At 61.4% G+C, this 20,574-nt stretch carries 17 protein-coding genes; 16 read left to right on the top strand and 1 reads right to left on the bottom strand.

All coding sequences use genetic code 11. The features are described 5' to 3' along the window. Positions 1 to 19: 19 nt before the first annotated feature. The 5 genes from nth to DWW51_RS02075 all read left to right on the top strand — a co-directional run bounded on the left by nth (position 20) and on the right by DWW51_RS02075 (position 7,125). Positions 20 to 685 carry an endonuclease III gene (gene nth, locus DWW51_RS02095; RefSeq protein WP_035136768.1) on the top strand — a complete coding sequence of 222 codons (666 nt, stop codon included), beginning with the start codon at positions 20 to 22 and terminating at the stop codon, positions 683 to 685. 157 nt (positions 686 to 842) lie between these two features. After that, the gene (mfd, locus tag DWW51_RS02090; RefSeq protein ID WP_117773288.1) at positions 843 to 4,475 is read left to right on the top strand and encodes a transcription-repair coupling factor; all 3,633 of its coding nucleotides are present in this window, start codon (positions 843 to 845) and stop codon (positions 4,473 to 4,475) included. A gap of 56 nt (positions 4,476 to 4,531) precedes the next feature. Further along, entirely contained in the window at positions 4,532 to 5,395 is an 864-nt protein-coding gene (locus DWW51_RS02085) for a phosphatase PAP2 family protein (protein WP_118387427.1), read from the top strand. 45 nt (positions 5,396 to 5,440) lie between these two features. Continuing rightward, a complete protein-coding gene (locus DWW51_RS02080; protein WP_117773284.1) occupies positions 5,441 to 6,466 on the top strand; it encodes a low specificity L-threonine aldolase in 1,026 nt (341 codons plus the stop codon). A 77-nt stretch (positions 6,467 to 6,543) separates the two neighbouring features. Continuing rightward, entirely contained in the window at positions 6,544 to 7,125 is a 582-nt protein-coding gene (locus tag DWW51_RS02075; protein WP_117773282.1) for a GNAT family N-acetyltransferase, read from the top strand. A gap of 34 nt (positions 7,126 to 7,159) precedes the next feature. Here DWW51_RS02075 and DWW51_RS02070 read toward each other — a convergent pair whose 3' ends face one another. Then, the gene (locus tag DWW51_RS02070) at positions 7,160 to 7,882 is read right to left on the bottom strand and encodes a GntR family transcriptional regulator (protein WP_117773280.1); all 723 of its coding nucleotides are present in this window, start codon (positions 7,880 to 7,882) and stop codon (positions 7,160 to 7,162) included. A gap of 205 nt (positions 7,883 to 8,087) precedes the next feature. On the opposite strand from DWW51_RS02070, the gene DWW51_RS02065 reads away from it, so the two are divergent. The 11 genes from DWW51_RS02065 (at position 8,088) to DWW51_RS02015 (ending at position 20,514) form a co-directional block, all read left to right on the top strand. Then, a complete protein-coding gene (locus DWW51_RS02065) occupies positions 8,088 to 9,080 on the top strand; it encodes an SIS domain-containing protein (RefSeq protein WP_117564961.1) in 993 nt (330 codons plus the stop codon). A gap of 287 nt (positions 9,081 to 9,367) precedes the next feature. Continuing rightward, positions 9,368 to 10,450 carry a DMT family transporter gene (locus DWW51_RS02060; RefSeq protein WP_117778793.1) on the top strand — a complete coding sequence of 361 codons (1,083 nt, stop codon included), beginning with the start codon at positions 9,368 to 9,370 and terminating at the stop codon, positions 10,448 to 10,450. A 183-nt stretch (positions 10,451 to 10,633) separates the two neighbouring features. Continuing rightward, complete coding sequence (locus tag DWW51_RS02055; RefSeq protein ID WP_117773278.1) at positions 10,634 to 11,557, top strand: PTS mannose/fructose/sorbose transporter subunit IIAB; 924 nt, start codon at positions 10,634 to 10,636, stop codon at positions 11,555 to 11,557. A 36-nt stretch (positions 11,558 to 11,593) separates the two neighbouring features. Continuing rightward, positions 11,594 to 12,388 (top strand): PTS sugar transporter subunit IIC, encoded by a 795-nt coding sequence (locus DWW51_RS02050; protein WP_117629035.1) that lies wholly within the window; start codon positions 11,594 to 11,596, stop codon positions 12,386 to 12,388. Positions 12,389 to 12,401: 13 nt separating this feature from the next. Then, on the top strand, positions 12,402 to 13,235 hold the full coding sequence (locus DWW51_RS02045) for a PTS system mannose/fructose/sorbose family transporter subunit IID (protein WP_117640939.1): 834 nt from the start codon (positions 12,402 to 12,404) through the stop codon (positions 13,233 to 13,235). A gap of 199 nt (positions 13,236 to 13,434) precedes the next feature. After that, complete coding sequence (locus tag DWW51_RS02040) at positions 13,435 to 14,418, top strand: SIS domain-containing protein (protein ID WP_226814256.1); 984 nt, start codon at positions 13,435 to 13,437, stop codon at positions 14,416 to 14,418. Positions 14,419 to 14,578: 160 nt separating this feature from the next. Beyond that, on the top strand, positions 14,579 to 15,208 hold the full coding sequence (locus DWW51_RS02035) for an HAD family phosphatase (protein ID WP_158565245.1): 630 nt from the start codon (positions 14,579 to 14,581) through the stop codon (positions 15,206 to 15,208). A 355-nt stretch (positions 15,209 to 15,563) separates the two neighbouring features. After that, on the top strand, positions 15,564 to 16,571 hold the full coding sequence (locus DWW51_RS02030) for a YitT family protein (RefSeq protein ID WP_117773276.1): 1,008 nt from the start codon (positions 15,564 to 15,566) through the stop codon (positions 16,569 to 16,571). Positions 16,572 to 16,790: 219 nt separating this feature from the next. Beyond that, the gene (locus DWW51_RS02025) at positions 16,791 to 17,510 is read left to right on the top strand and encodes a GntR family transcriptional regulator (RefSeq protein ID WP_117773274.1); all 720 of its coding nucleotides are present in this window, start codon (positions 16,791 to 16,793) and stop codon (positions 17,508 to 17,510) included. Positions 17,511 to 17,776: 266 nt separating this feature from the next. After that, entirely contained in the window at positions 17,777 to 19,756 is a 1,980-nt protein-coding gene (locus DWW51_RS02020; RefSeq protein WP_117773272.1) for an ATP-dependent DNA helicase RecQ, read from the top strand. Positions 19,757 to 19,758: 2 nt separating this feature from the next. Then, the gene (locus tag DWW51_RS02015; protein WP_117773270.1) at positions 19,759 to 20,514 is read left to right on the top strand and encodes a GntR family transcriptional regulator; all 756 of its coding nucleotides are present in this window, start codon (positions 19,759 to 19,761) and stop codon (positions 20,512 to 20,514) included. The last annotated feature ends 60 nt before the right edge of the window (positions 20,515 to 20,574 follow it).

Genomic DNA, 20,574 nt, shown 5'->3' with positions numbered 1-20,574 from the left:
GTTGAGCCGAGGAGTCGTTATGCCACGCGAGACCAATGCCGCCAAGCGCGAGCGCGCCATCGAGGTGTGCGAGCGCCTCAACCGTCGCTATGGCCCAGTCGAGTGCTTTTTGGACCACGAGAATCCCTTCCGCCTGCTGATCGCGGTGCTACTCTCGGCGCAAACGACCGACGCGCAGGTCAACAAGGTGACGCCGCGGCTGTTTGCCCAGTGGCCCACGCCCGAGGCCATGGCCGGGGCGAGCGTGGCTGACGTGGCAGACACCATCAAGTCACTTGGCTTCTACAAGAGCAAAGCCAAGCATGCCGTCGAGGCCGCGCAGATGATCGTCGCCGACTATGGCGGCGAGGTGCCGGCCGACATGAAGGAGCTTGTAAAGCTGCCGGGCGTGGGACGCAAGACGGCGAACATCGTGCTCAACGTGGGGTATGGCATCGTGGAGGGCATTGCGGTGGACACGCACGTCAACCGCATTGCGCACCGCCTGATGTTGAGTCCCAAGACGCATGCCAAGGAGCCGCTCAAGACCGAGCAGGATCTGCTCAAGATTTTGCCGCACGAGTATTGGGAGTCGGTCAACCATCAGTGGATTACCTTTGGTCGCGAGATCTGCGACGCCCGCAAACCCAAGTGCGACGAGTGTCCGCTGGCAGATTTGTGCCCCAGCGTGCGCGTAGCGGGGTAGGGCGGAACGCATCTTCGTCTGGCGTTTTTTGCGGGGCCGGGTTTGCCCTTGAACCGGAGTTCTTTCCATGCGCTACCATGACAGACAATGTATTTGACGTACGACCCGTCGAGCTTGCCCCGGCGGGCTTTTGGCGTTGCGATGCCGGAGGAACAGCATGCTCATTCACCGTATAGCCGCGCAGCTCTACACTGCCGAGGCGCTGCAGACCGTCGAGGCCGGGCTCGATGCCGGCGAGGACGTGACGTTGGCCGTGTCGCAGTCGGGCCGCACGCTTATGGCCGCCGCCCAGTTTGCGCGCCGTCCGCGCCCGACGGTCTACATCGTGAGCGGCGAGGATGCCGCCGACCGTGCCGCACGCAGCTTGGCCGCCTATGTGGGCCTGGCACACGTGTGCCGCTTCCCCGAGCGCAAGGACTATCCGTGGCGCGAGCAGGCGCCCGACGATGCCGTGGTGGCGCAGCGCTGCGAGGCCCTGGGACGCATCGTGCGCGGCGACAACTGCATCATGGTCGCCTCGGCCCGCGCGTTGCTGCGTTGCGTGCCGCCAGTCGAGAGCCGCTACTGGGAGTCGACAACCTTTGCGGTGGGCGAGGAGATTCCCTTCGATGAGGTGCCGCAGCGCCTGGTGGGCATGGGCTATACCAATGCCGGTGCCGCCGACGCGCCCGGCCTGTTCCGCGTGCACGGTGATACCGTCGAGGTGTTCCCCGCGCAGGAGAAGGCACCCGTGCGCATTGAGTTCTTTGGCGACGAGATTGATCGCATCCGCCGCATGGTGAGTTCAACGGGCCAGACCATCGGCAACGAGGACAGCATCGAGATCTTCCCGTGCCGCGAGTTGGCGCTCACCGACGAGGCGGTCCATAACATGCATGTGGCGCTCTATCGCGCCAGCCAGAGCGATAGCAAGCTGGCGGCGCTGCTCGAGATGGTGGATGCGCGCATCGTCACGCCCGAGCTCGACCGCTTTTTGCCGGTGATGTACGGCCAGACCGTGAGCCCGCTGTCGCATGTGATCGGCAAGGCGCTCGTGGTGCTGTCCGAGCCGCGCTCGCTGTTCGATGATTGCCTGCGCGCCTACGAGGATATCGAGGCGCGTGCCGGCGAGGCGGGGGTCGACCGTCTGGACGGCCTGTACGTGCGTGCCCAGCAACTCGACTTTGGCTCCCAGCAACGCCTGAACTATGTGAGCCTCATCCGTGCCGGCGGTGCGGTGACGGCTGAGCTCAAGATTGAGCAGCCTGCCATCGCAGGCTCGGACAACCGTTTTATGACGCGCATCCAGGAGGTCGTGGGCAAGCGCTATGCCTGCGTGTTTGCCATCCCCGACCGCGGTGCGCGCGAGTCGATGGAGCTCACCTTTGGCGACGAGGGCGTTACCTTTGAGGAGTCGCTGACGGCCGCCCCCGAAAATGCCGGCGCTATCGGCGACCGCGTGCGCGTGGCAGCAGCGGATTCCGCCGACCGTGCCGCGCGCCAGGAGGCCCATGCTTCCATTCGCGAGCGCCGCGCCGACGCGCTCAACGCTCGCTCGCTCGAGGCGGGTGCCGCCCAGGCTGCCGCCGGTGCTGCCGTGCCCACTATCTCGCGCGGACGCGTGACCTTTGTCGATGCCGCCTTGCCGCAGGGCGTGGTGGTGCCCGATGCCAATTTGGCCGTGTTCTCGATCGCCGACCTTAACGCCCGCATGGATGCCAACCGCGCGCGTAGCCGCCGAAAGGTTGACATTACGCAGATCACCTTCCCGTTTAAGCCGGGCGACTACGTCGTGCATGCCACCCACGGCATCGCGCTCTTTAGCGAGATCGCGCGCCAGGAAGTGGGCGGCAAGGAGCGCGACTACTTTTTGTTGGAATACGCCGACGGCGACAAACTCTATGTGCCGCTGGAGCAGGTCGACCGCATCACGCGCTATGTCGGTCCCGACGGCGACAAGCCGCGCCTGACCAGGCTCAACACCGCCGACTGGACGCGTGCCACCAACAAGGCGCGCAAGAATGCCAAAAAGCTGGCGTTTGACCTGGTCGACCTGTATACGCGCCGCTCTTCGATTACCGGTATCGCCTGTCCGCCCGATACGCCCGAACAGATCGAGATGGAGGAGAGCTTCCCCTACGACGAGACGCGCGACCAGCTGGAGGCTATCGCCGACATAAAGGCCGACATGGAGGCACCCAAGCCCATGGACCGCCTGCTGTGCGGCGACGTGGGTTTCGGCAAGACCGAGGTCGCCCTGCGCGCAGCCTTTAAGTGCGTGGACTCCGGTCGCCAGGTCATGGTGCTCTGCCCCACGACCATTCTGGCCCAGCAGCACTACGAGACGTTCTTTGAGCGCTTTGCCCCGTTTGGCCTGGAGGTCGAGGTGCTCAGCCGCTTCCGTACGCCGGCGCAGCAAAAGCGCGCACTCAAGGCGTTTGCCGAGGGCACGATCGATGTGCTCATCGGCACGCACCGCCTGCTTTCGGCCGATGTGAACCCCAAGAACCTGGGCCTGGTGATCATTGACGAGGAGCAGCGCTTTGGCGTGCAGCACAAGGAGCAGCTCAAGAACCTGCGCGAGCAGATTGACGTGCTCACGCTTTCGGCCACGCCCATCCCGCGTACCATGCAGATGGCCACGAGCGGCGTGCGCGATATGAGCCTGATTACCACGCCGCCGACTGGGCGCCGCCCCGTGATCGTGCACGTGGGGGAGTACGACCCCGACGTGGTGAGCGCGGCGATTCGCCTGGAGGTGGGTCGCGGCGGACAGGTGTACTACGTGTCCAACCGCGTCAAGACCATCGATGACGCTGTGGCACGCGTGCACGAGGCCGCGCCCGAGGCGCGCGTGGGCGTGGCGCACGGCAAGATGAGCCCGCGCGAGGTCGAGGACGTGATGATCGAGTTCGCGACCAAAAAGATCGATGTGCTCATCGCCACGACCATCGTGGAGAGCGGCATCGACAACGCGACCGCCAACACGCTCATCATCGAGGACTCGCAGCGCCTGGGTCTGGCACAGCTCTACCAGCTCAAGGGCCGTGTGGGTCGCTCGGCCACGCAGGCCTACGCGTACTTTATGTTCCCGGGCGAGCTGCCGCTCACCGAGGAGGCCACGGCGCGCCTGACTGCACTTTCCGAGTTCCAGGACCTGGGCAGCGGCATGCGTATCGCCATGCGCGACCTGGAGATTCGCGGCGCCGGCTCGCTGATGGGCGCCGAGCAGCACGGCAACCTGTCGAGCGTGGGCTTTGACCTGTTTACGCAGATGTTGGGCCAGGCCGTGGCCGAGGCGCGCGGCGATGACGACGCCGGCGTGGAGGCGGCGAGCGTGGGCATTAACCTGCCGGCCGATTACTTCTTGTCCGAGGAGTACCTGCCGGCGGTGGACCAGCGCGTGCTCGTGTACCGCAAGCTCGCGGCGGCCGAGGACCTGGAGAGCATCGACGAGGTACAGGAAGAGACCGAGGCCGCGCACGGTGAGCTGCCGTTGGCGGGGCTCAACCTGTTCAACCGCGCGCGCATCCGCATTCGCGGCGAGCGCCTGGGGCTCGAGAGTGTCACGCTCAGCGGCGGACGCATCACTTTTTTGGGTGTCGACGTGCCCAAGAAGGTGGCCTTTGAGCTCAAGACCCGCTACGGTGCGGTGAACTTCCCCAAGAGCCGCAAGCTGTCGGTGCCCTACAAGGCGGGCGCCGGTGCGGGCAGCGGCCTGGGTCGCGGTCTCGACGCCAACGACGGCACCGGCCCCGTGGCCGCGGCGCTCATGCTGCTGCAGCAGCTGGGCGTCAGCGATGACGACTAATGGGTCGACGCTGCAAACACCCCATTTGGGCAATCTGGCCTCATCGAAAGGAAAGCATGTTCGGATACATCTATAAGAAAGATGTCGCCATTATCGCGGTTGCCCTGTGCCTTTGTCTGGGCGTGGGCAGCTTCTTCGATTATCAGATCTCGAGCGCGCTGTTCAACATCGGCAGCATGTACGGCCGCTTTATCGAGGCCGCCGGCGAGCTGCCGTTCGAGCTGACGGCGAGCGTCGCGGGCGTTATGCTCGTGCGCTCGGCACGTCCCGACTCCAGGGGGAGCAAATGGCTCGCCGTGCTTGGCATCCTCGTCAACATCGGCCTGGCCGGCTACGAGATCGTTTCGTCCCTGCGGGTTGGCGGCAAACTCATCGCGGTTCAGCTGGTTCTGACGTTTGCATTGGTCATTGCGGCCAACCTCATCGTCTATCGCCTCACGCGCGACACCGACCCCGATGAGCTCACGCGCTGGGCGTTGATGGTACTTGCCGTGTGGGTCGCTCAGGCCATTATCCTCAACGTGATCGTCAAGCCGCTGTGGTCGCGCCCGCGCATGCGCGTGATCGAGGTGACGCAGGGACTCGATTTTCAGCCGTGGTGGGTGATCGGCAATCCCGACAAATGGACTTATATCGCCGCCGGCGTGATCAAGGACGGCTTCAAGTCGTTTGCGAGCGGACACACGGCGCATGCGGCGATCGGCCTTATGCTCGCCGGGCTTCCCGCGGCAGCCTTTACGGAAAAACCTTCGCGTCGCCGTGTAATCTTTTGGGCGGCGGTTGTTGTTGCAGCGTTCGTCGCCTTTGGCCGCATCGTGATCGGAGCGCATTTTTTGAGCGATGTGAGCTGCGGCTTTGCCCTGGTGCTGGCGCTTGAGTGCCTTGCCGCGCGCATTGCCTATCCCAACGGCGTACAATAGCTCCGTTTGAATCATCTGGCCGATACCCGGTAAGAGAGGATTGCCATGCTCGCGTTTAACAACGATTATTCCCACGGCGCACATCCGGCAGTGCTGCAGGCGCTCGTCGACACCAATATGGAGCCGCAGCCCGGCTACGGTACCGATGCGCACACCGAGCGTGCCAAGCAGCTTATCCGCGAGGCCTGTCAGGCCCCCGATGCCGACGTGTTTTTTCTGGTGGGCGGCACGCAGGCCAACGCGACGGTGATTGACATGCTGCTTGCGCCCTACGAGGGCGTTGTTGCCGCCGAGACCGGCCACGTCGCCTGTCACGAGGCGGGCGCCATCGAGTTTGGCGGCCACAAGGTGCTCACCATCCCCGGCTACGAGGGCAAGATGCACGCCGAGGACCTCGAGAACTATATCCAGGTGTTCTACGAAAACGAGAGCTACGAGCACACGGTGTTCCCGGGTGCCGTGTACGTGAGCCTATCGACCGAGTACGGCACGCTGTACTCCAAGGCCGAGCTCGCGGCGATTCACGCGGTGTGCCAGAAGCGCGAGATTCCGCTGTTTGTGGACGGTGCTCGTCTGGCCTATGCACTGGCGGCCGATGAGTGCGACATTACCCTGCCCGAGCTGGCGCAGCTGTGCGATGTGTTCTACATCGGCGGCACCAAGTGCGGCGCGCTTTGCGGCGAGGCTGTGGTGTTCTGCGGCATGCACGCTCCGGCGCATCCCATTCCGCGTATTAAGCAGCACGGCGCGCTGTTGGCCAAGGGCCGCCTGACGGGCGTGCAGTTTGAGGCGCTCTTTACCGATGGCCTGTATTTTGAGATTGGTCGACAGGCGATTCAGACGGCCCAGGCGCTGCGCCGCGTGCTGCACGAGCGCGGCTACCAGTTCTTTTTGGAGACGCCCACAAACCAGCAGTTCGTGATTCTGCCCAACGAGGACATGGCCCGCATTCGCGAGCATGCGGCGATCGAGTACTGGGAAAAGTACGACGATACCCACACGGTGGTGCGCTTTTGCACCAGCTGGGCCACGACGCAGGAGGACATCGACGCGCTGGCGGCTGTCCTGTAGCCTGATGTAATGACGAGGGGCCGCCTTGCGCTGGGTTTGGCGCAAGGCGGCCTTTGTTTTTGAGAGAGAAGGGTTGTATGACCGAGATGTCCGAGCCGGCGATTCGCCTGGCGACGCCCGAAGACGCGCCGGCGTTGCTTGCCATCTATGAGCCGTATGTGCGCCAGACGGCGATTACCTGCGAATACGAGGTGCCGAGCGTTGAGGAGTTCGCCGGGCGCATCGAGCGTACGCTCAAGCGCTATCCGTATCTGGTGATGGAGCTGGACGGGCGTCCGGTAGGCTATGCCTATGCGAGTCCGCTCAACAGCCGCGAGGCATACGACTGGTCGGTCGAGACGTCGATTTACCTGGCACGCGACGTGCGCCACGGCGGGCTGGGCCGCAAGCTGCACGATGCGCTCAAGCAGTGCCTGATCGCGATGGGCATCACCAACATGTGCGCGCTCATCGCCGTGCCGCACGACAAGGACGACGAGTATCTAACGCACAACAGCCAGGACTTCCATGCCCATATGGGATATCGCTTGGTGGGTGCTTTCGACCGCTGTGCCCAAAAGTTCGGCCGCTGGTACGACATGTGCTGGATGGAGCTGGTCCTGGCCGAGCGCACCCCCAACCAGCCCAAACCAACCTGGTTCCCCGACCTTCCCGCCTAAAACCACCACGAAGGTGCCTGTCCCTTTGTGGTGGTTAGCCGATGGGCTCGGTGTATTTGGCGCGGTCGGTGCGTTGGATGCGCTTGGAGACATGGAGCGGACGGCCGTCGGTGTCGTAGACGTAGTCGGTGATCAGGATCAGCGCCTGCCCGCGCTCGACGTTGAGCAAAAATGCCTCGTTTTGCGACGCATAGCACACCTCAAAGGTCTTATGCCCCTGCGCCGGCGCGCGATGGAACTCCTGGCGCAGCGTGGCGTAGAGCGAACCGTTGATATCGCGATCGATGAGCGACCCAAAGCTTGGCGGCAAATAGGTGGTCTCCAGGCACAGTGGCGCATCGTCCAGGTAACGCAGGCGGACAAGTTTGACAAGCTTGCTGCCCACGCTAGCGTCAAAGAACTTGGCCACGCTGCCCATTGCTTTGGCAAAGCCCGAGTCCACCGTGCGCGTGGTGGGCTTCATACCCTGGCCTTCGACCTGCTTGGTATAGCTCGAAAACACCAGGTTGTTCTCGTGGAGCGCCGGTGTGTCGGCCACAAAGGCGCCGCGCCCGCGCTCGGTTCGAATCAGGCCCTCGTCAACAAGCACCTTAAGGGCATGGCGCACGGTGCTGCGCGACAGGCTCGATTCGTCCATGAGTTCCATCTCGGACGGCAGTTTATCTCCGCGGGCGTAGGTGCCGGCGGCAATGCGGTCGCGAAGCGTTGCCGCCAGACGCTCGTATTGGGTCAAGTTCTTTTTCGACGAAGTGCTCATGCGAACAACCTGTATCTAAACTGTATGCTTACAGAACCAAGCATGTATCCAACATGACAACAAAACCGCTGGTAATGGCTTGCCGAAAACTTTACCAGCAAAATTTCTAAGACAAATATAGCATACAACTAGTCGACATAACCAAAACATGTATGTAACTTGTATGCCATCGAGAGCATCAAACGAGAAGAAAGGCTGATGCACGATGACTACTCAGGAACAGGTTAAGGACGTCGTCTCCCAGGTTTTGGCTGACAAGGCAGACAAGGGCGGCATCAAGCGCGTCGTGTGGATTGGCGCCGGTGGATCCAACGGCGGCAACTATCCTGCCCAGTACTTTATGGAGCACGAGGCCACGCAGGTCGTGAGCTCCAGCTACACCAGCAACGAGTTCGTGCACGCCACGCCTGCCTACGTCAACGAGAACACCCTGGCCGTCGTCGTGTCCATGCGCGGCACCAAGGAGACCATCGTCGCCGCCCAGGTCGCCAAGAACCACGGCGCCAGCACCATCGCCATCTATGTTGACGAGTCCGGCCTCACCGAGGTCTGCGACTACAAGATCCAGTACGACAGCCTGGCCATCGACGAGTCCTGCATGGGCCGCACCAACTCCGCCGTCGTGACCATGATTGCTATGGAGCTTACGCAGCAGACCGAGGGCTATGCCGAGTACGAGGCCGCTATGGCCGCCTTCGACTTGGTCGACCCCATCTATCGCAAGGCTGTCGAGTACACCCGTCCGCTCGCTGCCAAGTGGGCCGAGCAGAACGCCGACAAGCCCTGCATCAACGTGATGGCTCAGGGCCCGCTCTTTGGTGCCGCCTACGTCTTTAGCATCTGCAACGTGCAGGAGATGCTGCAGATCGACTCCTGCACCATCAACACCTGCGACTTCTTCCACGGCCCCTTCGAGATCCTGGACAAGCGTACCTCGCTGTTCCAGCTCATCAGCGTCGGCCGCAGCCGCTGCAACGACGAGCGCGGCATTCGCTTTGTCAACCAGTACGGTGGTGAGCGCGTCTACCAGCTCGACGCCAAGGAGCTCGGCCTCAACGACATCAAGGACAGCGTGAGCGAGTACTTCAACCACCTGATCTTTGCCCCGATCCTCAACAACGTCTACATGCGTGCGCTCTCCGCCGTCACCCACAAGGACTACATGACGCGCCGTTACATGTGGAAGCTGGATTACTAAGGGATAGAGCGGCCTAACAGCCCAATACCCCTCATGAGTTGCGGTGGAATAGTTCCTGTTTGGGAGTGTGAAGCCTCTGTTTGAGAACTATTTCACCGCAACTGCTAGAGCGGCACTTGGGGACGTTCCCTTTCTGCCGGCAGTTAGGGATGTTCCTTTTGTGCCGGCAGTTGGGGACACTCCTTGTGTCGAGAGATTTCCCGTTCGCCGATTTGTGCCTTGAAAAATGTATATAACGACTATAACGTAGCATGAAACATATTGGAAATAATACTGAGGAGGCTGCGTTGAAGAGGAGCAATCTGGGCTATGTGCTGGTGCTGATCGCCGCGCTTATGTGGGGCAGCATCGGAATCTTTGTAAACGGCATCTCAGCCATGGGCGTTTCGTCCCAGAGCATGGCTGCCTTTCGCTTGTTGGTCGGAGCGCTTATCTTGGCGCCGGTCCTGATGTTTATGGGCTGCCGTCCGGGTGAGGGGTCTACCGTGGTTCAGGGTCCGCTGACCCTGTTCAAGGCAAGCCCTAAAGAGCTTGTTTCCTGCGCGCTTGTCGGTATCGTCGGTTTGGCTGCCGCCAACACCTGCTATTACGAGTGCATGCGCGAGGTGGGCATGTCCACGGCATCGGTGCTGCTCTACACGTCGCCGGTGTTTGGCGTCGCGCTCGGCCGCGTCCTTTATCGCGAGGACGTGACCCTCAACAAGCTCGTTGCCATTGTCTTTAACATCGTTGGCTGTGTGCTTGCGGTGACCAATGGCGACCTTTCCGGTTTTCATTTTTCGGTTTGGGGCGTCACGTCGGGCGTGATTGCAGGCCTTTGTGGTGCGTCGCTCGCGGTGTTTAGCCGGATAGCAACCAAGACGGTCCACCCGCTGGCTGTCACGTTTTGGGGCTTTGTTTTTGGCGGTGCGGTTATGGCAGCTATCGCGGCTCCGTGGCCGGATGTCGCCGCGGCAATGTCGCCACAGCTGCTGCTGCTGTTCCTTGGCTTTGGACTCATCCCCACAGCCGTGGCTTACATCTTATATATGCAGGGTCTGTCCATGGGGCTCGAGACGTCGAAAGTTCCCGTCGTAATGTCATTCGAGACAGTCGTCACCGTACTGCTGGGCATTGGTGTCTACGCCGAGCCCGCCGGCGCGATCAAAGTTCTGGGCATCGTTTTGGTGCTCGCGTCCATCGTGATTATGAACACCGACTTTTCCAAGCTGCGCAACAGTGTGTTTGTCGGTCATGTCGTTGAGAGCATGACCTTTAAGCCCAACGCGTGGTGGACGGAGAAATCGCAGGACATGGATCTCTTCCGCGAGCGCACGGGCATTGCGCTGGAGCCCACCGTGCAGGAAAGCCCCTGGTACTTCGTGCGATAGGGGGTTGCGCGCGGCGTCCGACCTGGGGTTATCCAGCCAGCGCCGGCCTACCCAAGACCATCGTTTCGATTGCGTTAAACCCGCCAACGGTCGTTTTTCACCCGCGAACGGTTTAAATACTAATTATCAATATCCGCAACGTATAAGACGTTATAATGACCATAACGAAAAGGAGGAGGCAAGATGAATCAGATCATTCTCGCATCTCATGGCGGCCTGGCCGCAGGCGCCAAAGACACGCTCGAGATGGTTCTCGGCGACGTGTCGAACGTCCACGTCGTGTCGCTTGCTCGTGACGACAAGGAGCCCATCACCAATAAGGTTGAGGCTATGATCGCCACGTTCAACGCGGACGACACCGTGTATGTGCTAACCGATATGCTCGGTAGCTCGGTCAACAACAACATGGTCGAGCTTTCCAAGAACGGCACGAAGTTCACGGTTGTCAGCGGTTTCAACATCCCGCTGGCGCTCACGCTTGCTATGAGCCCCGCCCCCGTCAAGGGCACCGAGCTCGCGGCCCTCATCAACGAGGCCCGCACCGGTCTGACCAACCCCAACGCACCGGTCGAGGTCGCCGCGGCTCCCGCCAAGAAGGCCAAGGCGTCCCGTCACAGCTCCGGTCCCGCCAAGATCGTCCTCGCACGTCTTGACTACCGTCTGCTGCACGGCCAGGTCGTCTTTACCTGGACCACCAAGGTCCAGGCCGAGCGCATCATCGTCGTCGACAACGCTGCCGCCAACGATGACATCAAGAAGGGCGCTCTTAAGCTGGCCAAGCCCCAGGGCGTGCGCCTGAACGTCTTCACCGTCGAGCGTGCCCTCGCCAAGATGGACAAGCTCAACACCCTTGGCGAGCGCGTCATGTTCGTCTTTGGCAACACGGCCGAGATGCTGCAGTTCTGCCAGGGCTACAAGCTCGACGCCATCAACCTGGGCGCCACCGCCAACCACGACGGTGCCGATCAGGTCGGCGGCAAGGACAGCTCCGTCTTCCTCGACGCCACCCAGAAGGCCGACGTCAACCAGCTGCTCGACATGGGCATCAAGCTCTATGTCCAGCAGACCCCTACGTATCAGAGCGTCGACATCGACGCCAAGCTGTAATCAACCAGGCTTTTGCCTGACTGAAAGGAGAAGGGTATGAATACGTTCATCAGTGCGGTGCTCGTCGGCCTCGTCGGCGTGTTCTGCATGTGGGACTCCCGCCTGCTCGGTCGTCTTAACTTCGAGCAGCCCCTCGTTGGCGCTACGCTCGTCGGTCTGCTGCTGGGCGATGTGCCCACCGGCCTTGCCGTCGGTGCCGCCGTCGAGCTCGTGTCCATGGGCCTGGTGCAGGTCGGCGCCGCCGTTCCGCCCGATATGGTCCTGGGCGGCATCGTGGCCGCTGCCTTCGCGTGCCTGACCGATGCTTCCGCCGAGACCGCCATGACGATCGCCATCCCGGTCGCCGTCCTGGGTCAGCTCCTCGGCATCGTGTTCCGTTCCATCATCGCCGCCCTCACCCATGTGGCCGATAGCGCGATTGATAACGGCAAGTTCAAGACCGCCTACCGTATGCACATCTGCGCCGGCTCCGGTCTGTACGCCATCATGTACTTCCTGCCGATCTTCCTGGCCGTCTTTGTCGGTACCGACCTGGTCCAAGCCATCGTCAACATGGTTCCCGAGTGGCTGTCCGTTGGTCTGAACGTCTCGACCAAGATCATGACCGCCTACGGTCTGGCCCTGCTGCTCACCATGATGATCAAGAAGGGTATGACCCCGTTCCTGTTCATCGGCTTCCTGCTCGCCGCCTACCTCAACCTGTCCGTCATCGCGGTCGCTCTGATCGGTGTGTGCCTGGCTATCGTCTTCATGGGCTTCAAGTTCAATGGCTCCCATGCAGCCGCCGGTGTCGATTCCGACTACGATCCGCTCGAAGACGACGAAGACTAAGGAGGAACACACTATGGCAACCGCAACCAAGGACGTGTCCCTGAACAAGAAGGTCAGCCAGTTCTTCTGGCGCTCCTGGGCCATCCAGGCCTCTTGGAACTACGAGCGTCAGATGAACATGGGCTTCCTCTACGGCATGGTCCCCACGCTCGATCGCCTCTATCCGGACGAGTCCGACCCCAAGCAGCTCGCTGCTAAGAAAGAGGCTTACCACCGTCACATGGCGTTCTACAACTGCACCCCGCAGACGAGCGCTTTCATCCTGGGCCTCGCCGCCTCCATGGAGGAGGAGTACGCCAAGGATCCCGAGAACTTCGATCCCGATTCGATCAACGCGGTCAAGACCTCCCTCATGGGTCCGCTTTCCGGTATTGGTGACTCCTTCTTCCAGGGCACCATCCGCGTCATCGCCTTTGGTCTGGGCGTCCAGCTGGCTCAGCAGGGCTCCATCATGGGTCCGATCCTGGCCATGCTCATCTCCATCGTGCCCTCCGTGCTGATCACGTGGTTCGCTGCCAAGATCGGCTACCAGGGCGGCCACGAGTACCTGAGCAAGCTCCAGGGTGGCGACCTCATGGAGAAGCTCATGTATGTCTGCGGCATCGTGGGTCTTATGTCCGTGGGCGGCATGATCGCTACGCTGATCGGCGCCACCACCCCGCTGCAGTTCGCTGAGGGTACCGTCGTGATCCAGGACATCCTGGACGGCATGATGCCCCAGATGATCTCCCTTGGCCTCACCGGCCTTATGTACTGGCTCATCAAGAAGAACGTCAACACCGGTTGGCTTCTCGTGATCGCCATCGTGGGCGGCATCGCCCTCTCCGCGGCCGGCATCCTGGCCTAGTCGCGACCAAGCGCCTAACCGCTTTCCCCCGGGGGCCTGCCTGGCATCCCATACCCCAGGCAGGCGTCCATCCCTAAATGTGACAAAGGGACAGTTCCTTTGCCACATCCTCAACGGGCCGGCGACTCGGTCCAAACCACGGTAACCCTGCGAGCGTCCGGCAATGTGGCGCCGCAACAAATCGAAAGGAATGTGTCAGATGTACGAGATCGACCTTAACCTCCCTAAGCAGATCGTCGCTGACGTCCTGTCCAACCACGAGATTCACAGCGTCGCTTTCGTCGGCTGCGGTGCTTCCATGTCCGACCTTTACCCCGCCAAGTACTTCCTGGCCAACAACACGGACAAGCTGAACGTTCAGATCTTCACCGCTAACGAGTTCAACTACGACACGCCTTCCTGGGTCAACGAGCACACCTTCGTGATCACCTGCTCCCTCGGTGGCTCCACGCCCGAGACCGTCGAGGCCAACAAGACCGCCAAGAAGCACAACTGCCCGGTCGTCTCCCTCACCAACAAGGCTGGCTCCGCTCTGACCGTCGACGCCGACCACGTCATCGTCCACGGCTTCCACGCCAACTACGCTGCCAAGTGCGAGAAGCCCGGCTATGCCATCGCTCTTGCTCTCGAGATCCTTCAGCAGACCGAGGGCTATGACCACTACGAGGACATGATCACCGGCCTCACCAACGTTTTCGATCTCTGCGAGAACGCCGCTCAGCACTGCAAGAAGCTCGCCAAGAAGTTCGCCGAGGACTTCAAGGACGACAAGATGATCTACTTCATGGCCTCCGGTGCCTCCGAGAAGATGGCTTATTCTCACGCCGCCTTCCTGTTCACCGAGATGCAGTGGATCGACGCCGCCGCCTACAACACCGGCGAGTACTTCCACGGCCCGTTCGAGGTTTCCACCGAGGGTAAGCCCTACGTCTTCTTCATGTCCGATGGTGCTACCCGTCCGATGGACGCTCGCGCCCTCACCTTCCTTGAGCGCATGGGCGCCAAGGTCGCTCTGATCGACTCCAAGGACTACGGCCTGGCTGACGCCGTGCCAGCGAGCGTCGTCACCTACTTCAACCCGCTGCTGCACCTCGCCGTTATGCGCGAGTACGGCAACCAGATCGCCGAGGCCCGTCAGCACCCGCTGACCATGCGTCGCTACATGTGGAAGCTTTCCTACTAATCACAAGTAAGTAGACCTTACGGGTTGATTGAGAGGGGATGGGGTTTTCGCCCCATCCCCTTTTTTGCTTTGGGGAGGGCGTGTCTGTCGCGTCGCAAAACACCAGATAAAACCTACCAAAATAAACCTGTCCCTTTTTGGCAGGTGGGAGGAGATGCGTATGATCAAGGCAGTGCTGTTTGATATGGACGGCGTGCTGGTCGATACCGAGTGGTTCTACAACCGTCGCCGCGTGGCCTTTATGGAAGAGAAGGGGTTCCATTTTGACGAGATCCCCGATCTTTCGGGGTCTAACGAGCCTGCCATTTGGAAGTCGCTGGTGCCCGACGATATTGAGCTGCGCGAGCGTCTGCGCGTGGAGTACAAGCAGGTCTACAGCCCGGTTCACCCCGTTCCGTATGCCGAGCTGCTCAACGAGCAGACGGAGCCGGTGATGCGCGAGCTGCACGAGCGCGGCGTGAAGTGCGCCATCGCAAGCTCGTCCTATCGTGAGCTCATTGACGAGCTGGTTGAGATTGCCGGTATCGCCGACGTGCTGGACTACACCATCAGCGGTCACGAGTGCAGTGCGTTTAAGCCCGACCCCGAGATCTACCTGCGTGCCATGAAGGCGCTGGGAGTTGACCCCGCCGAGTGCCTGGTTATCGAGGACTCGCCTTTGGGTATCGAGGCCGGCAAGCGCTCCGGCGCCCGCGTCCTGGCACTGCGTCCGCATGAGGGCGTCAACCTGGACCAGTCCGCCGCCGACGTCGTCATCGACAACCTGAGCGACATTTTGGCCGCTCTGTAGTGTCAATCCACCGCGAGAAGCACTGGTTCACGCGTCATTTGCTGCAGATTGGCTTAATTTGGCATCAATTTAGATCCGTTTGGCTTCGATTCGGGCTAAGTGAGTAGACTTTTTGGCGCAGGCCGAGCACAAAGCGTTTCTGACTTAGTAAAACCGCAGGTCACAGAGGTGGCTGCTATTGGCTGTGCTCGGGAGGTCGCGAAAAGTCTACTCACTTAGAATTTGGGCCTTTGGTTGTGGGGTCACCGGTCCCGTTTTGGTTGTCGAGAGAGGGTGAATTGAGGCGCCCTCTGTCGCTCCATGCTACAATCGCCGACATACCCCACAACTACATCTGCCTTCGAAGGGAGCCTACGTGGCGAACGCCATCGATCAGCTCACGGACCGCGTGCTCGTGCTCGGCCGCCTTACCATCGTCCGCCGCGCTATTACCGCTGTGGCGGTCACCATTTCTGCCGTTCTCCAGACATTTCTGATCCAGGCGTTCATTCGGCCCGCCGACTTGCTTCCGAGCGGCCTTACCGGCGTCGCGGTCCTGCTCGATCGCGTTACCTCGCTCGGTGGCGTTCACATCGACATCTCGCTCGGTATGCTCGCGCTCAACATCCCCGTGGCGCTCCTATGCTGGAGCGGCATTAGCAAGCGCTTCGTCATCTTCTCGATGATGCAGGTCGTGCTTTCGTCGCTGTTCCTCAACATCTTTCATTTTGCCCCGTTTTTGGGCGACAAGATCATGCTCATCATTTTTGGCGGCGTGGTCTCGGGTCTGGGCGCTGCCATCGCGCTTAAGTCCGGCGCATCTACCGGCGGCACCGACTTTATCGCGCTGTGGGTCTCCAACCACACGGGCAAGACCATCTGGGGCGTCATCTTTGGTTTTAACTGCTTTATCCTGGCGATCTTTGGGCTTATGTTTGGCTGGGACAATGCGGCGTACTCCATCGTGTTCCAATTTATTTCGACCAAGACCATCGACAGCTTCTATCATCGCTACGACCGCGTGACGCTGCAGATCACGACGCGCAAGGCAGACGAGGTCATGACCGCCTATGTTGACCATTTTCAGCACGGCATTAGTTGCGCCGAGGTCATCGGCGGATATAGCCGCGAAAAGATGTACCTGCTGCACGCCGTTGTCTCGACCTACGAGAGCCAGGACATTATCAAGCTGGTGTGCGACATTGATCCCGGTGCCGTGATCAACGTGTTCCACACGCTCAGCTTTGTGGGCGGCTGGTGGGGTGGTCATGTCGACGAGCCCATGCCCACGGCCGTTCCCGATCCCGACAAGCCCGCGCGCATAGCGAGTCGTCAGGCGCGCCTTAGCGAGCAGGACATCTTGCAGCAGGACGACGGCAAGTAGGGTTTTGGCTTTTTGCCGGTCAAGCGCAGCCCATCCGAATGAGCCCCCCGAAAGCCCCGTTGCTTTCGAGGGGCTCTCGTTTGACCAGATAAAACCTACCAAAATAGACCTGTCGCTTTTTGGTAGGCAGGGTGTATCGTTTTATCGTTATGATGTAACATAGAGCTAGACGTTATATACGTATTAGTTATTTCGATATTTCGATAAGAGTGATTAGATATGCCTGCACCCAAAAATGCACCGCTTTACCAGCAGATTTACGACGAAATCAAGGACGCGATCGAGAAAGGTGTTTATGCACCCAAGGAGCGTATTCCGTCCGAGCTTGAGCTTGCCGAGCAGTACGAGGTGAGCCGTATTACGGTGCGCCGCGCCGTCGAAGAGCTATGCTCCGATGGCTACCTGGTTAAGCAGCAGGGCCGCGGTACCTTTGTTTCCACGCCGCACATCAATCGCCAGTTCCACGCCTCGACGCTGCAGACGTTTACCGCACTGTGTGCCAGCAACGGCATGAAGGCCGGTGCACATGTGGTCGATTGCCAGATCGTTCCGGCGCGCCAAAACGAGATGGAGTTCTTTGGCCTGCAGAAGGATGCGCTGCTGCTGCATATTAAGCGCGTGCGTACGGCCGACGGCGAACCCATCTTTGAGGAGAACATCTTTGTGCCGTTTGACGCCTACCGTGAGCTGTTGACGGCCGATCTTGAGGACAAGTCGATTTTTGCCGAGGTCGAGCGTGTTGGCGGAACCCCGATTGTCTCGGTTGGCTACCGCACGGTCGAGGCCGTTCGAGCTAACGCCGAGCAGGCGGCCGAGCTGGGCATTGCTCCGCACGATCCGCTGCTCAACCTGCGTGCCGGCTTTATCGGTCCCAATGGCGAGCCGGTCCTGATGGGTAAGCAGTACTACGTGGGCAGCCGCTACGTCATGGTGATGTAGCTCTAGTTGCGCGGTTTTCCAAACCGCGCAACGGCTCGACGCTGCAAGCCCGCCAGAGCGGCAATCTGCAGAATGAGCGTGGAAAATCTCCCGTTTTTGGCTCGGTTACGGCCTCAAAGTGGGAGATTATCCACGCTCATCCGGAAAGTGTCCAAAAATCCACGCTCGTTCCTTTCGGATTGCGCCGCCCGTGGCCGGCAGCCGTGCGCCACCGGTCCGCGTGGCGGCGTATAATCGGCGGCAGATGACTTGGACGTTAGGAAACCATGACCGATAGCATGCAGCAGATGGCGCTCGACACGCTCGGCGCCTATTTTGGCTACACCTCGTTTCGCCCGGGGCAGGACCGCATGGTCGATGCGAGCCTTGCCGGCCGCGATGCACTCGGCGTTATGCCCACAGGTGCCGGCAAGTCCATTTGCTACCAGGTGCCCGCGCTCATGCTGCCCGGCATCACCTTTGTGGTGAGTCCGTTGCTCTCCCTTATGGAGGACCAGACCCGTGCGTTGCTCGCGGCGGGCGCGCGACCCAGCTATCTCAACTCCAGCCTTACTCCGGCCCAGCAAAACACCGTGCTCAAGCGGGCACGCGAGGGCCGCTACCAGCTTATGTACGTGGCGCCCGAGCGCCTGCTCGAGCCGCGCTTTTTGGCCTTTGCGCAGGAAGCTGCGGCCGAAGGCGGCATCGGCGTGCCGCTCGTGGCCATTGACGAGGCCCACTGCGTGAGCCAGTGGGGCCAGGATTTCCGCCCCGCCTATCTGCAGATTCGCGAGTTCATCGATTCCCTGCCGCAGCGACCCATCGTGGCGGCCTTTACCGCCACGGCGACCGAGCGCGTGCGTGCGGACATTCAGCAGATGCTCGGCCTGCAAAATCCCGCGACCGTGGTGACGGGCTTCGATCGCAAGAACCTCTACTTTGGCTGTGAGGAGATGGGCGACAAGGCTAAGACCACGTGGGTGCGCGACTATGTGATCGCGCATTCGAGCGAGAGCGGCATCGTGTATTGCTCGACCCGCAAGACGGTCGATGCGCTGGCAGGCGATCTTGCCGAAGCGCTGGGCCCCAGCGGCATTCGCGTTGGCCGCTACCATGCCGGCATGGGCAATGACGCCCGCCGCCAAAGCCAGCGCGCCTTTATCGACGACGATATCCAGGTGATGGTTGCCACCAACGCCTTTGGCATGGGCATCGACAAGCCCAACGTGCGCTACGTGATTCACAACAACGTGCCCGAGAGTATCGAGGCCTACTACCAGGAGGCGGGCCGCGCCGGCCGCGATGGCGATCCGGCAAGCTGCCACCTGCTGTGGAACGGCAACGATTTCCGTATGCGCCGCTTTTTGATCGACCGCGGTGATGCTGCCGACGAGGCGCTCGACGACGAGCAGCGCGCGTGGGCGCTCCAGAACCGTTACCGCCTGCTCAGCCAGATGGAAGGCTACTGCAACACCACCGGCTGCCTGCGCGAATACATGCTGCGCTACTTTGGCGACGAGGCCGCGGCCGAGCATGCGACAGCCGCCGCGGGCGGCACCGCCACGGACGAAGCCGAGGGCTGCGGCAACTGCAGCAACTGCCTCACGCAGTTCGAGGTCGAGGACGTCACCGATATGGCCCGCGCTGCCGTGCGCTATGTGGCCACGCGACCCATGCGCTTTGGCAAGTCGCTCATTGCCGATGTGCTTCACGGCGGCAACACCGAGCGCATTCGCCAGATGCATCTGGACGAGGACCGCGGCTACGGTGAGCTGTCGAGCGAATCGGTCGGGCGCATCAAGGACATCATCGGCCAGCTGTGCGGCCGCGGTTATTTGGCCACCTCGCAGGGGCAATACCCGGTCGTGGGTCTGGGACCGCGTGCCGGCGAGGTCGAGGACGAGGCGTTTGCCTTTACCGTTAAGCGCCGCGCGTCCAAGCGCAAGGCCTCGGCACGCGCCCGCCGTGCGGTGGATCTGCTGCGCGAGGAGGCCGAGCTGGATCAGCGCCCGCGCGTTGGCGACGATGCCGAGCTGTTCGAGCGCCTGCGCGCCCTGCGCAAGGAAATCTCGACCGAGCTCGAGATGGCGCCGTACATGGTCTTTTCCGACAAGGCCCTGCGCGGCCTGTGCCGGCTGCGCCCGCAGACGCGCGACGAGCTTATCCAGGTCAACGGCATCGGCGAGAAAAAGGCCGACGCCTTTGGCGAGCAGTTTATGGCGGCGATTGAAGAGTTTGAGTCCGAGCATGCGCGGGATGGAGCGTAACGATGGCAACCGACGATAAAACCGACCGCGCTGGCGTATCCGCCGTGCCGCTGTACCAGCAGGTCATGGACGACCTGAAGGGCGAGATCGCGCGCGGCGTGTACGCGGCCGGCTCGCGCATTCCTTCCGAGATGGAGCTCGCGAAGTCCTACGGCGTGGGGCGCATCACCGTACGCCGTGCCATCGAGGAGCTGTCGCGCGCGGGCTACCTCAACCGCCAGCAGGGGAGGGGCACCTTTGTATGCGCTCCCAAGCTCAAGCGCAAGATTCGCCAGAAGGGCGACGTCCAGAGCTTTACTGAGGGTTGTGCTGCCAACGACATGGTGCCCGGAGCGCGCCTGGTATCGCGCACGGTGGTCGCGGCGACGCACGAGGATGCGGCGTTCTTTGGCGTGGAGCCCGGCTGCGAGCTTATCGTGGTCGAGCGCGTGCGCACGGCCGACGGCATCCCCGTCATGCTTGAGAACAACGCCTTTGTGCTCGCCGACCATCCCTACTTGCAGACGCTGGCCGATAAGGACCTCACCGATAACTCAATCTTTGCGCTCGTTGCCGAGCACTCGGGCCGCGCGCCGCTCAAGTCCGACCCCTGCACCGTGGAGATTGCGCTTGCCGATGCTCAGGCGGCCCCGCTGCTGGAGGTGCCGGTCGGCGAGCCGCTCTTCTATATGGAGGCGTACTTTACCGATGCGGACGAGCAGCCCTTGCTGCTCGGGCGCCAGAAGATAGTGGGCTCGCGCTACGTCTTCGACATCTAACGTCCACAGATAGAACAACATAGAACAAATTTGCTGAGATGCCTTCACGGGCGTTGTTAC

This window comes from Collinsella sp. AF15-51 (assembly GCF_003462845.1).
Lineage (GTDB): Bacteria > Actinomycetota > Coriobacteriia > Coriobacteriales > Coriobacteriaceae > Collinsella.
Note: the sequence above shows the minus strand (reverse complement) of the source record. Positions and strands in the feature narration are given on the sequence as shown.